This is a genomic window from Mucilaginibacter psychrotolerans, assembly GCF_004519315.1.
Lineage (GTDB): Bacteria > Bacteroidota > Bacteroidia > Sphingobacteriales > Sphingobacteriaceae > Mucilaginibacter > Mucilaginibacter psychrotolerans.
The window spans coordinates 1-13938 of record NZ_SOZE01000032.1; the positions used below are offsets into that span (position 1 = coordinate 1).

A 13938-nucleotide genomic window follows, 5' to 3' on the forward strand; every position below is an offset into this window, starting at 1 on the left:
ATCTCTTGACCAACATATTTTTAAAATTGTTTAGGGCTCCGTTTACTCTCACACTTTTTCACTTTTTCTTCAAGATTAACACTTCCTTTGTAATTGACAAACATAGGAGGGCTTCGCCGTTTTTAGAATTCAAGAATTTTCAAGATGCCATGAAGAGCGATTGTTAGAAATGATATCCAAATCCATTCTGTGAATTCTAAAATCCTGTAAATTCTGATTCAGACAACCCCATCAATGACCCAATGACTCAATGATTTAATGACACAAAATAATTATTTGTTAAAAGTTTTGAAAACCGTAGTTTTGCAAACTTAATTTTTAAATACAGATGTCAGCAACCGAGTTGAAAACAAAGGCTACGCCAGCACAAACAGAAGCAGTGAAGGGTGGTAGCTTTGTTCAGGAGAACCAAAAAAGCTTGTTATTTATAGCAGCCGCTATCGTATTGATGGTAGGCGTATATATTGCCTACCTTAAAGTGTACCTGGGCCCACGCGAAGAAAAAGCCGCCAACCAAATACACGTAGCGCAAGACTACTGGACCAGAAAAGACTGGGACAAAGCTATAAAAGGTGCTGATAGCTACCCAGGCCTGGAGCAGATTATTAAAGATTACAGCAACACCAAAACCGCAAACCTGGCTTATTTTTACTTAGGCGTTGCTTATTTAAATAAAGGCGAGTACCGCAAAGCGATTGATAACTTCGATAGCTACCGCGGCGACGACATGATGGTTGCTGCCGAAGCATTTGGCGGCGCAGGCGATGCTTACGTTGAATTGAAAGATTACGACAAAGCAGAAACCTACTTCAAAAAAGCTGTTGATAAAGCGAACAACCAATTTCTTTCTCCGGTTTACCTGAAAAAATTAGGCCTGGTTTACGAAGCCAAGAACGATAACAAATCGGCTGCCGAAACCTACAAGAAAATAAAAACCGATTACCCTACCAGCACCGAAGCGCAAAGCATAGACGCTTACATTGCCCGCAGCGAAGCGAAATCGTAGATAAGTTACCAAGAGGTTAAAAAAAGTTAGAAGGGTTAAAAAGGTTGTAATTGCGATTGCGTTACTCCTTTTTAACCCTTTATCGTTTTAAGTATATTTGATTCCTAACTTTTTTAACATCTTTAACCTTTCTAACTATTAAAACTTTTTACAACTTACACTATGTCTTCCGCCCTTAAAAACCTTTCAGATTTTTCTACCGCTACCGAAATACCTTCGGCAAAGCCCTTTACCTTTGGTATTGTTGTGGCCGAGTGGAATGCCGAAATAACCAATGCCCTATATAAAGGCGCTTACGATAGCCTTATAAAACACGGTGCAAAACCAAAGCACATACATAGCTACCCTGTGCCGGGCAGTTTTGAGCTTACCAGCGGCGCCGAACTGCTTTTACAAACCGGCAAATTTGATGCGGTGATATGCCTGGGCTGCGTTATACAAGGCGAAACCCGCCATTTTGATTTTATTTGCCATGCAGTTGCCAATGGCGTAAGTAATGTTGCTATAAAATATTCAAAACCTGTTATATTTGGAGTACTTACTACCGATAACCAGCAACAGGCTATTGACAGGGCAGGCGGCAAACACGGCAACAAAGGCGACGAAGCTGCTGTAACTGCCATAAAAATGGCTAAATTGGCCGAAACATTAAAAGGTTAAAAGCGTAAAAAGAAATATATAAAAACAGGAGATGAAAAAAATATTTTACATAGTTGTTGTGGCCCTGGTAATTGGCATAGGCTTTTCTTCGTGCTCAAATAAATTGTGCCCGGCATACGGCTCGTACCCTAACAGGGGCCGGTAGTTGGCCTGTCATCTTTCCAACGCAACCTTAAAACATTACGCAGTTTTACATTGTATTTACTTTTAACAGAGTAGATACTTTTATTTTTGCGCCATGGAATGGATATCGTTGGAGACGGCTTCGCAGCTGGATAGTATTAAGCAACAACAAGGCTACAGCCTTATTTTTAAGCACAGCACCCGCTGCAGCATCAGCATGATGGCCAAAAGGCGCTTCGAACTGGATTGGGAAGAGCTACCCGCCGATATGCCCCTTTACTTCTTAGACCTCCTCAAACATCGCGACCTTTCCGCGAAAATTGCAGAAGATTTCCAGGTACACCACGAATCGCCGCAGATGCTGGTGATAAAAGACGGCGAGTGCATATTAGACCAATCGCACGGTTCTATTTCGGTGGATGAAGCGGTGAGCGTATTGGCGTAGATTCAAGAAATCAAGAACCAAGATTCAAGAAAAAAGATAGATGAAGCTCTTAAGAATCCCTTAAGGGCTTTTTTTATCTGACGATTGGTGTGCTAATTTATCTTTTTACTGAATTAAGGTCTTTCGGACTAAAATCAACCTACTGTAAAACTTCTGTTCCCCCTTTAGGGGGTTAGGGGGTTTTTAACTACTTTTGTGATATGATTGAATTGCCAGTAGTGCCCGCTAATCAGCCGCAACGTAAGCCCGATTGGCTTAGGGTGAAACTCCCGGTAGGGAAAGAATACGCGCATGTGCGCGGTTTGGTTGATACTCATAAGCTGCACACCATTTGCGAAAGCGGCAATTGCCCCAACATGGGCGAGTGCTGGGGTGCCGGCACGGCAACTTTCATGATATTGGGTAACATTTGTACCCGTAGCTGCTCATTTTGCGCCGTGGCAACGGGTCGCCCACTGGCGGTTGATACGGATGAACCTAACCGCGTTGCCAATTCGGTAAAGCTGATGCAGGTAAAACACTGCGTAATTACCTCTGTAGATCGCGACGACCTTAAAGATGGTGGCTCTATCATCTGGGCCGAAACAATTAATGCTATCCGCAGAGAAAGCCCCGAAACTACTTTAGAAACTCTACTGCCCGATTTTCGTGGCAATTGGGATAATCTCGCCCGCGTGCTGGAAACCCGGCCCGAGGTGGTATCGCATAATTTGGAGACCGTGCGCCGCTTAACCAAAGAAGTACGGATTCAAGCGAAATACGACCGTAGTTTGGAAGCCTTGCGCCACGTAGCTGATGCGGGCTTACGCACCAAATCGGGCATTATGCTGGGCCTGGGCGAAAAGGAAGAAGATGTTTTAGAAGCCATGGACGACCTGCTGCAAGCGGGCGTGCATATCCTTACCCTAGGCCAGTACCTGCAGCCAACACGTAACCACCACCCGGTTATAGATTGGATACACCCCGACCAATTTGCCGGCTACAAAGAGTGGGGATTGAAAAAAGGATTCAGGTACGTGGAAAGCGGGCCGCTGGTGCGCTCATCTTACCATGCCGAAAAGCATTTATTTGAAATGTAATTAATCCTTTCTATCTTCACCCGAGTTGAGCAGGAAAAAAAAAATATCACTATCTGAGGAAGAATTAATACTTGCCCTCCGCAACCGCGAAAAGATTGCGGTAGAGGCATTGTATGATATGTACTCCGCATCCTTGTTCGGGGTAATCTCCCGTATCATTACCGAAATCCCGGTTGCAGAGGATGTGCTTCAGGAAACTTTCGTAAAAATTTGGAATTCCTTTTCGGGGTATAGCGCCGAAAAAGGGCGCTTGTTTACCTGGATGGTGAATATTGCCCGCAATTTGGCTATAGACAAGATACGTTCAAAAGATTTTAAGAACCAGGCCAAAAACCATGAGCTTGAAAATAACGTAACTTTCGTTGACGAACAAAGGAATACAGTTTACAAACCTGAGTTGCTGGGTATAAAGGAGCTGGTTGCTACCCTAAAGCCCGAACAAAAGTCGATACTTGATCTGGTGTACTTTAAAGGTTACACCCATGTGGAAGCCGCCGACGAACTTGGCGTTCCGCTTGGAACCATTAAAACGCGCCTAAGGATGGCCATACAGCAGCTCAGAAAACATTTTAATTGACAGTGGAAAACATCAAGGAATATATAGAATCTGGGATATTGGAACTTTACGTTCTGGGCAGCATCAGCCCCGACGAAAAGTTGCAAGTGGAGAAGATGGCCGCTGAAAATGCTGAAGTTAAGGTAGAAATAGAAGCAATAGAACGGTCGATGGAAGCTTACGCGGAAGTGCATGCCATTGCACCACCCGAGGTTTTACGTGGCCGGATACTGAACAGCCTGCTCACCAATTTGGCGGACGACCGCATATTTACCAAAGCACATAGCCGCACCGAGGAAGTATTTGAGGACGATGATGTAGAGGCAGAGAATGTGATAGCTATGCCTGTAAGGCAACCATCGTTTTTTAAATATGCATTTGCCGCATGCCTGGTTTTACTCCTCATCAGTGTTTATGGATTAATAAACCTGTACAGCAAGCTGCAGGATACCAATACGCAGCTTACTGCCATGCAACTGGATAAGCAGAAGATTGCCAATGACGTTAGCAACCGCGAAAAGGAACTGAATATATACCGCGATACTGTTTACAGGATACTGCGCCTTAAAGGCACGCCTAAAACGCCAACGGCCGCCATGACAATTGCCTGGAACACTATCAACAAAAAGATAGTATTGGATATGAAGAGCATGAAGCTTCCGGAACATGACAGTGCACACCAGTACCAGCTTTGGGCGTTGGTAGGCGGAAAGCCCGTAGATTTGGGCGTATTCGATTCTGCTAACGCGATAGACACCTCGGGCGTAAAAGAAATGAAAGCCATTGCTGCTGCAGATGCTTTTGCCGTGACCGTAGAACCTATGGGCGGAAGCGTTAACCCAACCATTACCGAAATGGTGGTTTCAGGAGCATCAAAATAGTCGATAGCTTACTCGATAAACACAAAATCCCGGCTGGTAATACCACCCGGGATTTTTGCATGTGTTAAATTTTGTTAAAACCTTAAATTAAATGCACTGTCAAAGTAACTAATATGATTTTCATACGTCATATAGATACAAAAAAGAAGTATTTAGTTCTTTATAAGATCAGTTAATAGTTAATAAGAAAAAGGGATGTTTGATACTTACATCCCTTTTTTTATGCCTTCAATTTTGCCATGGTAATGGGCAGTTGCTGTATAATTTTGCCAGGGAGCGTAACGTACATGCGGTTGTGTAGGGCCAACTCGTCGCCGGCTTTGCCGTGGATATATACGCCTGTTATACAGGCGTTTTGCGGCGTATATTTTTGTGCCATTAGCGCGGTGATAACACCAGTCAATACATCGCCCATACCGCCTGTTGCCATAGCGGCATTGCTTGTAGAGTTGAAATAAAGCTTCCCTTCTGGCGTGGCGGTTATGGTATAATCGTTTTTGAGTATGATGTTGATGTTCAATTCTACAGCTTTTTCTTTAGCCGTTTGCAGGCGCTGACACCAGCTGGTATGTTCGCCAAAAAGCCTGTCGAACTCTTTCATATGCGGGGTAAGTATGCTGCCTGCGGGGATTTTTTGCATTAATTCCTTGTTTTCTGCTAACAGGTTTAGCGCATCAGCATCAACCACAATAGGTTTTTTATAATTGTCGAGTACTGCCTTTAGCAACCCTAAAGCCTCGTCGTCTTTGCCAAGACCCGGCCCAATGGCTATGGTGCTGAATTTATCCCATTCTATATCGGGTGCTTTACCGTCCTTGCGAATGATCGCCATCAGTTCGGGCATGTAGCTGTTGAGCGCCACCAGTCCGCTTTGCGGGATGCAGGCGGTGGTTAGTCCGGCTCCGGCATGTGCACAGGCTGCTGTAGATAATAGGGCAGCCCCCATGGTTTCATCTTTACCGGCAATAATAAGCGCGTGCCCGTAGGTGCCTTTATTGCTGAAACGTTTACGTGGTTTGAGCAGGCTGCGCACGTCGGCTTCTTCTACAAGCAGATAGGGGGTATCAACTGAATGGATAAATGCATCGTTGATACCAATTTTAACCACTTCGCAGCAATCAATATACGTACCAGATTCTGGAAGCAGGAAATTTACTTTAGGCTGCTGAAAGGTTATGGTAAGTGCCGATTTAATGGCCACGGCATCGGCGGGTATCTCGCCATCGGTAAAGAACCCGGTGGGTACATCTACTGCTACAACAGTGGTGGCGAGTTGGTTCAGGTGAGTTACTAGCGTTTTATAATCGCCGGCTAAAGGTTTATTGAGGCCTGTGCCCAGCATGGCATCAATCAATATATTGCATTTCTCGTCGGGGAATGCAGCTCCGGGTTTTATTTCGACGATAGGTATGTTGTTGAGGCGGGCAAGGTTGTTGTTGAAATCGTAGCTGGCTTTATCGCTAAAGCGGATGATTTTGATATCAATAGTTTGGTAGCCATGTTCATATAGCAAACGTGCTATAGCCAATCCGTCGCCGCCGTTATTACCTGTGCCGCAGTAAACCGCAATGGCTTTCTGCTTATCCTGGAAGTGATTGATAAACCAGCCCACGAACGCCTTCGAAGCACGCTCCATCAGATCGATAGAAGAGATAGGCTCATGCGCGATGGTGTAAGCATCCGCTTCGCGGATTTGGGAGGCAATTAGTAAGGGTAGCATATAATGCTAAAGGTAGGAGTTTGGGAATTGTTTGAGGAGGGAGAAATAACTTACTGGCCAGATTCTTTTTTTATTATCTCAAGGGCGGCTTTCATTGCGTCATTGACAATGTTAACGATAGTATCATTTTCGACCACCCTATCATAATTTATTTCTGGAATAGAATTATCTTTCGAATCATATCCAACGGTAATGCTTATTGAATAAGTATATTCGTTAAAAACAAATCGTATAAATACAGGTAAGTTGAACGGCTTAGAGAATTTGTAGCCTTTTAAAAAATATTCTATGCCAAAACTTACCATACTTCCATTTAATAATTGGGGTCGATGCAACCAATCCAACAATGTATTTGGAAATAATGCGGTAGATAATGCATTTCCACCTCTTCTATCTTGTAAATCGTATTTGGGAAACTGGTCAGTATTATAAATTATACGATGTTCTATGCTTTCAAAAAGATCATCGAACTTTGATAGTTTGGCTATTATTTTTTGAAACAAAGGGATTCCGCTGTGTTCTATTATTTTAATGATGTTGCTCCAGTTTTTTACTTCTTTACGCTCATGGCTTTTATCTAACCTTAATTTGAGCAGCGCAATTTCTTTATCAATATCATCCTCTTCTTCGATTTCCTTACCCTCAATGACATCTAAGGTAATTTGCAAAGATCGTTGCACCAATCCTACCATGAATTCGTAAAACAGATCAGGCTCGCCGCCATATGTTTGTATATCCGTTAGATAGCGATAGTAATTTTGCTTTTCGTTTTCTTTAATATAAAATGGAGGTAATCCATAGCTAATCAATATCAAATTAGACAGTATCCTTGCTGTGCGTCCATTTCCGTCATAAAAAGGATGTATGTTTAGATAATCTAAATGGAATTTTAATGCCAGTGACACAGGATGTATAGCATCGTTTTGAGAACGCTGTATTTTCTCTTTTTCGCTATTTGTCCAATTCACCAATTGATGCATCCGTTCAGGAACTTCTGCATATGGCACGAAGTCATAACGCTCGCCATCATAGTTGAGCATATAGTTGTCTACATTTTTCCACTGCCCTACATATTTCTTTTTGTCTTCATCCTCCTCATACATAATTCCTTTATGTATTTCTCTTATCCGGCTTTCTGAAATATTAAGCTCACCTTTGCCCATTTTCATGATAGTGGTTATTACAGTATCATGATTTTTGATTTCTTGAATGTCTTTTAAGGGCTTTCCATGAACCTCAATAGCATTAACCATCACAGTCCTTGTTTCCCGTTTGGTGAGGCTATTACCCTCCATGCTGTTAGAGGTGTAGTTCCATTCCAAACGTAGCTTGTAGTTGATTTTGTTGAGTAAAGTAACAGGTATCTGTCCATGCCCTTCTATAGCGGCTTGAAGATTATCGATTTCCTGAAGTTTGTCTGTAAAGCTCATATTGTCATTTCGATTGGCAATATCGGATTTTTATCGTTAGGATTTACTTCCCCGTCACCCCCACAATCACACCAAACTCTCCATCCAACTGCACCCAATTTTTCTCAGGCAGGTAAGCCCTCGATACGAAGCCATCCAGATACAACGCATTCTTGCAGCCTTGTTTTTTAAAGTAATCAGCGAAATCGTAGAAGTTGACGGGTTGTTTGGATAGCACGAATATCAACGTACCATCGGGCAGGATGCCTACGCCGTTGCGGATATTTTTATTTAGCGAGCCTTCTTTTAAAGCCGGATGTATTTGCCCGTTGATGACCAGCATCGGACCTGATTGCGTGGCATACTTTATTTTGCCATTATCTTTAAAATCCGCCGTGGTACAGATAGCTGCGGTATTATCCGTGGTGATGTAAAATACGCCGTTAGGTTTGAGGTAGAAATTGCCGCTCCCGCTGGTAGTATCTAATGGCGATAAGGTGACTTTATTTTGAATATATAAGCCTACCGGCGAACCATCCGGCTTATACATGCCGCCGTTCGTGGCGAATAATAATTTTTTCTTTTCCTTTTCGACAGCCGTTTTAAGGTTCTGGATGCTACGGTAGTTTAGCCCATCCGCATCTCGCCAGTAGAGTTTTAGCTCCGGCTTCTTTGGGTTCACCCGGTAGGTGAGGAAAGTGTCATTATCTTGCGTAAAAGCAAAGGCTGCTGCCGCTGCTAACAGCAATATAATTGTGGATAAGAAAATCCTGCTTCGTTTCATCTCATCCACAATATAGCGGTTATCCTTTATTTTATCCCCATTTCCTTTTTCAGGAACTGCCCTGTGAAGCTATCCTTCACCTTGCACAGGCCTTCTGGCGTGCCGCTGAAGAGGATTTTACCACCGCCCGAGCCACCTTCAGGTCCAAGGTCTATCACGTGGTCTACCACTTTGATAACATCGAGGTTGTGCTCTATCACCAGTACGGTATTGCCTTTGTCAACCAGTTGATTTATTACGCCCAGCAGTACATTGATATCCTCGAAGTGCAGGCCGGTTGTTGGCTCATCCAGTATGTAGAAGGTATTGCCGGTGTCTTTTTTAGAAAGCTCGGTAGCCAGCTTTACGCGTTGCGCCTCGCCGCCCGATAGGGTGGTTGACGACTGGCCCAAAGTAATATACCCCAAACCCACATCAAACAAGGTTTTTACCTTACGGTAGATTGCAGGGATATGCTCGAAGAATGGCGTAGCATCTTCAATGCTCATATCCAGCACATCGCTGATGGATTTGCCGCGGTAGCGCACTTCCAGCGTTTCACGGTTGTAACGGCGACCACCGCATTCTTCGCAGGGCACTTGTACATCAGGCAAAAAGTTCATCTCTATTACCTTTTGGCCCGCACCCTGGCAGGTTTCGCAACGGCCACCTTTCACGTTGAACGAGAACCTACCGGGCTTATACCCCCGTATGCGCGACTCGGGCAGGGCCACAAACAGGTTGCGGATATCCGAGAATACACCTGTATAAGTAGCCGGGTTGCTCCTTGGCGTGCGACCAATCGGGGTTTGGTCTATCTCAATTACTTTGTCTATATGCTCAAGTCCCTCAATTTTATCGTAAGGGAGCGGCGTTTTTTTGGCGCGAAAGAAGTGATGATTCAGTATCGGATACAGCGTTTCGGTTATCAAACTTGATTTACCGCTGCCCGATACCCCGGTAACCCCAATCAGTTTCCCCAGAGGAAAATCGGCCGACACTTTCTTTAAGTTATGCCCGGTAGCTTTTTTAAGGCTCAGGGTTTTACCGTTGCCTTCGCGGCGTTTGTTGGGGATGGCAATCTCACGTTCACCATTTATATATTGTGTGGTGAGCGTATGGTGAGCCATTAGCTCCGCCGGGGTGCCTTGCGCTACTATCTGCCCGCCGTGTACGCCGGCTGCCGGGCCCATGTCTATCACATGGTCGGCCTCCAGGATCATATCCTTATCGTGCTCAACCACCAGTACAGTATTGCCCAGGTCACGCAGGTTTTTGAGGGCATTTATCAGCCGCTCGTTATCGCGCTGGTGCAGGCCGATGCTCGGTTCATCCAAAATGTACATCACGTTCATCAGCTGCGAACCTATCTGGGTAGCCAGCCGGATGCGTTGCGCCTCGCCACCAGAGAGGGTTTTGGCTGTGCGATCTAGTGTTAAATAACTCAAACCCACGTCCAACAGAAAGCCGATGCGGGCGCGGATCTCTTTCAGTATCTCCTTGGCAATCACGTTCTGGCGTTCGCTCAGGCGGTCTTCCAGGCCATCGTACCACTTGCTGAGGGTGGTGATATCCATAGTAGCCAGCTCGAAGATATTCTTCTCATCTACCTTAAAATGAAGCGATTCCTTCTTTAGCCTTGCGCCATCGCAGGTAGGGCAGGTGCGAAGTACGCGGTAGTTCTCCATATCGTCCATCCCTTCGTCGTTACGGCGTTCCTGCTGCTCTTCCAGCATACGGATGATGCCATCGAAGGTGAGCTGGTAGTTCTGTACGTTCCACTTGTTGTATTCAACGGCAACGCTGATGGTATCCGGCGCGCCGTTCAGGATGATATCCAGCTGCTCGCGGGTTAGTTTTTCTATTGGGGTTGTAAGGCTGAACTCGTATTTCTTCGCTAAAGCCTTCAGTACCTGGAATATCCAGGTTTCGCGGTATTCGCCAATAGGGGCGAGGCCGCCATTGGTGATGCTGAGCTTAGGGTTGGGGATAACCGATGCTTCGTCCACTTCGAAGATATAACCCAGGCCGTTGCACTTTTCGCAGGCACCGTAGGGCGAGTTGAACGAGAAGGTATTAGGCTGCGGCTCATCGTAGGATATACCCGATACCGGGTCCATCAGATACTTGCTGAAGTAGGCCACATTATTATCCTTATCCGCAATGCGGATGATGCCCTTGGCTATTTTAAGTGCCTGTTGTACAGATTGATAAAGGCGTTTGCTATCATCCTCTGTTACCACCAGGCGATCTACGATGATGTCGATATCGTGTATCTTATAGCGATCTACCTGCATTTTGGGTTCGATATCGGCGATAGCGCCGTCGATGTACACCTTCAGGAAACCCTGCTTGCGTATCTGCTCGAACAGTTCGCGGTAGTGGCCTTTACGGGCTTTTACCACGGGGGCCATAATGTTAACCGGCTGACCCTGAAACTTTTCCATAATGGTGCGCAGGATCTGGTCCTCGCTCATTCGCTCCATTTTTTCGCCGGTGGTGTAGCTGTAGGCATCGCCTGCACGGGCGAAAAGCAGACGCATAAAATCGTAGATTTCGGTAATGGTACCTACCGTACTGCGGGGGTTTTTGCTGGTGGTTTTTTGCTCGATGGCAATCACCGGACTAAGACCGCTAACCTTGTCAACGTCAGGGCGTTCCATGCCACCCATGAACTGGCGCGAGTAGGCCGAAAACGTTTCCATATACCTGCGCTGACCCTCCGCATAGATGGTATCGAAGGCCAATGAACTCTTGCCGCTGCCGCTTAACCCGGTGATTACCACCAGTTTATTGCGCGGGAACGACACGTCTATATTTTTGAGGTTATGCACCCGGGCACCGTACACTTCTACTTCGCTTTGCTCGCCCAGGTCTATTGTTTTTTCGCTCATATATGCTTCAAGGAAACGTATAAGACAGCCACGCGTTTGCGCAGGCCGCGTTTATACTAAAAATTTTCGCAAATATATGCAAAACAAGCGGTGTTTCATACGGTTAGCACCGGCGCGAATGGTGGTTTTATGTAAAATTTTAGGTTGGCTTGCCCAATAAAAGCCTCTGTTTTTTGGTGCCTTGTTTGTCGGGAATTATTTATGGAAATGTTTGGTCGGCCACCTGAAATCAGATCCGTTCCGTGAAAATTAACCAAGCTGGTTTTAGGCTTTTTCGCACTGGGCGGCCTGGAAAAACCTTAAAAAATCTGTGTTTTTCTGTGATTTTTCGGTGCTTTTCTGTGGTTTTTATTGCTGACCAAAAAATTGCCATTTTACAGGTTCGGCGATGGTTTTCCAGGAAATTCCAGCTTGGTTTGGATTAGTAGAATACAATTATATCGGTCTGCTCATTGCCGCAGGGGCTATTACTTTTGCTGCGCCAAAAGTAACAAAAGCGCTTTCAGCAATTAGGCTTCTTTGCCGCACTTGGCCTTTGCCCTGCAATCCGGGCAGAACCACGGGCTGTGAACATTGCCCCTCGCTGCGCCGCTCAATGCCCCCGCTTCAGCAAAATTCACTATGCCCCTGCAGCCGCACAGCCCACCACGTTCTGCCCGCTTTCGGCCGAAGCTTGGCTGCTGATGGTGTCTGAACCATGATTTTTTTGATTAAAGGATGACCTGATCTATTTCGGCTTTTCTCTTTAGGCTGAAGCTGCTTCGCTTACCGCTTTCGCCTTCAAAAGCAATTGCGCATTAAACACCAGCACCGCCATAAAGATGATGCAATAGGCTGCAAGCTGCAGGGTGCTGATGTGCTCGTGGTAAACCACATTGGCCAGCACGAACGCGATGATGGGGTTGATGTTGAGCAGCATGCCCACGGTGGAGGAGTTGAGTCCCTTGAGGGCGTAGAGGTTCAGGAACAGGGGGATGATGGTAAACGCTACGGCGATCACTTCTATATACACCCAAAAGTGGGTTTCGGTAGGTACGGGGCCGCTATAGGCCGGGTAAAAGGGCAGCAGCAAAATGGCCGACAGCACAATGTGGAACGTGAGCAAAATAAACTTATCGAAGCCGGTATTCTTACGCTGGCTCACCAGGTACAGGGCATACGTAAGGCCGATGATGATGCCGTACACCATATCCATCATATCGGCGTAGGATAACAGCAGGCAGCCGGCAATGCTTAGCGCTACCGCCGCCCATTGAGGTTTGCTCAGCTTCTCGTGCAGCAGGAAGAAGGCCAGGAGGGTGGTTAAGATAGGGCAAACCAAATAAGCCAGCGACGTTGCCTTAATGCTGACATGGTTGAGCACATAAATAAACGAGAACCAGTTGATATTTAAAAACACGCTGCCGCCTATGTTGAGCAGCATCACGCTGCGTTTTTGCGCGGCGGGCAGCGCCTTATACCTCGCCACCGCATCGGCCAGGGCCTTACGCTTAAACAGCGCGGTTATCAGCAGCATGAGTATGGCGCAGCTAAAAATGCGGTAAAACAAAATATCCACCGACGCATAGGCCTTAAGCGGTTTAAGCACCAGGCTAAAAAAGCCCCAGGTGGCGTATGCGCTTATAGCGGCCAGGTAATATTTTGCGTTTTTCAAATTGCGGCTTTTGGGGTGCGCGCAAATATCTGCAAAAACGAAGGGTACTAAAGCCACGGGATTGTTAAAATCGGGGATTTTGCCATGGGGTAATTACAGGCTGGTGCGCAGGAGGATATGGCTACAACCGCCGTCCGCGAAAAGGTGGGAGATGCTCATTACGGTTTATGAAAAGCAAGGGCTGGTGCTTGGGTTAGGGTAGCCCCGCCAGCCTGTTTTAGGCTGTTATGGGGATTAGGTGGGAGGGGGGCTTCGCCAGTTCTTTTTTTCGCAGCCGTTAAACCCCCGGGGCCCGGTGACCTCTAAGAGAAACTAATCAGCCTCATCTCTATGAAAAAACTTTTCCTTTTGCCCGCCCTGGCTTTGCTGCCCTGCCTGGCCATGGCCCAAACCGACACACTGAAAACCGGCACCGCCCCGCTAATTGCCACCAGCAAAGCCACCGAACAATACGCCTCCATTTTGCCCAGAAACAAGTTTATGAGCAGCCGCATCACCCTGTTGGTAGAAGGTATGCCCGAAGCCAGTACTTACGACAAAGAACTGCTCGACGATAGGCGCCAGCCCATGGTTTTCGATAACGTGGTAGATGCACTCAACTATATGGCCCGCCAGGGCTGGCTGTATGTGAATACCTATGCCGACGACCACGGCATACATTACCTGCTACGTCGCCCGATCGTTAAATAACCAAACAGATTGCTGCGCTAAATACTTTATGCCGCTGGTGTTAGCGGGCTTTCCGCTG

The 13938-nt window shown here is 46.1% G+C and carries 12 protein-coding genes; 7 read left to right on the forward strand and 5 right to left on the reverse strand.

The window, feature by feature from the left end; translation table 11 throughout:
* Window positions 1-328: 328 nt before the first annotated feature.
* From E2R66_RS22410 to E2R66_RS22435, 6 genes are all read left to right on the forward strand, one after another.
* Window positions 329-1006: a tetratricopeptide repeat protein gene (locus E2R66_RS22410; RefSeq protein WP_133235008.1), complete on the forward strand. Its 678-nt coding sequence runs from the start codon at window positions 329-331 to the stop codon at window positions 1004-1006.
* A gap of 162 nt (window positions 1007-1168) precedes the next feature.
* Entirely contained in the window at window positions 1169-1666 is a 498-nt protein-coding gene (gene ribH, locus E2R66_RS22415; RefSeq protein WP_133235010.1) for a 6,7-dimethyl-8-ribityllumazine synthase, read from the forward strand.
* Window positions 1667-1904: 238 nt separating this feature from the next.
* On the forward strand, window positions 1905-2234 hold the full coding sequence (gene ytxJ, locus E2R66_RS22420; protein ID WP_133235012.1) for a bacillithiol system redox-active protein YtxJ: 330 nt from the start codon (window positions 1905-1907) through the stop codon (window positions 2232-2234).
* A gap of 200 nt (window positions 2235-2434) precedes the next feature.
* On the forward strand, window positions 2435-3313 hold the full coding sequence (gene lipA / locus E2R66_RS22425; RefSeq protein WP_133235014.1) for a lipoyl synthase: 879 nt from the start codon (window positions 2435-2437) through the stop codon (window positions 3311-3313).
* 25 nt (window positions 3314-3338) lie between these two features.
* Window positions 3339-3890, forward strand: a complete 552-nt coding sequence (locus E2R66_RS22430; protein WP_133235016.1) for an RNA polymerase sigma factor — start codon at window positions 3339-3341, stop codon at window positions 3888-3890.
* 2 nt (window positions 3891-3892) lie between these two features.
* Window positions 3893-4750, forward strand: coding sequence for an anti-sigma factor (locus tag E2R66_RS22435; RefSeq protein ID WP_133235018.1), 858 nt, complete (start codon window positions 3893-3895; stop codon window positions 4748-4750).
* A 220-nt stretch (window positions 4751-4970) separates the two neighbouring features.
* Here the strand turns inward: E2R66_RS22435 and E2R66_RS22440 are convergent, their stop codons facing one another.
* The 5 genes from E2R66_RS22440 to E2R66_RS22460 all read right to left on the reverse strand — a co-directional run bounded on the left by E2R66_RS22440 (window position 4971) and on the right by E2R66_RS22460 (window position 13247).
* The gene (locus tag E2R66_RS22440; RefSeq protein WP_133235020.1) at window positions 4971-6470 is read right to left on the reverse strand and encodes an NAD(P)H-hydrate dehydratase; all 1500 of its coding nucleotides are present in this window, start codon (window positions 6468-6470) and stop codon (window positions 4971-4973) included.
* Between the two features lie 50 nt (window positions 6471-6520).
* Window positions 6521-7900, reverse strand: a complete 1380-nt coding sequence (locus E2R66_RS22445) for a Fic family protein (protein ID WP_133235022.1) — start codon at window positions 7898-7900, stop codon at window positions 6521-6523.
* Window positions 7901-7943: 43 nt separating this feature from the next.
* Window positions 7944-8663: a phosphodiester glycosidase family protein gene (locus E2R66_RS22450; RefSeq protein WP_133235024.1), complete on the reverse strand. Its 720-nt coding sequence runs from the start codon at window positions 8661-8663 to the stop codon at window positions 7944-7946.
* Window positions 8664-8689: 26 nt separating this feature from the next.
* Entirely contained in the window at window positions 8690-11536 is a 2847-nt protein-coding gene (uvrA, locus tag E2R66_RS22455) for an excinuclease ABC subunit UvrA (protein WP_133235026.1), read from the reverse strand.
* A 745-nt stretch (window positions 11537-12281) separates the two neighbouring features.
* The gene (locus E2R66_RS22460; protein WP_204985978.1) at window positions 12282-13247 is read right to left on the reverse strand and encodes an EamA family transporter; all 966 of its coding nucleotides are present in this window, start codon (window positions 13245-13247) and stop codon (window positions 12282-12284) included.
* A gap of 273 nt (window positions 13248-13520) precedes the next feature.
* Between E2R66_RS22460 and E2R66_RS22465 the strand changes: the two genes are divergently transcribed.
* A complete protein-coding gene (locus E2R66_RS22465; protein ID WP_133235028.1) occupies window positions 13521-13880 on the forward strand; it encodes a hypothetical protein in 360 nt (119 codons plus the stop codon).
* The last annotated feature ends 58 nt before the right edge of the window (window positions 13881-13938 follow it).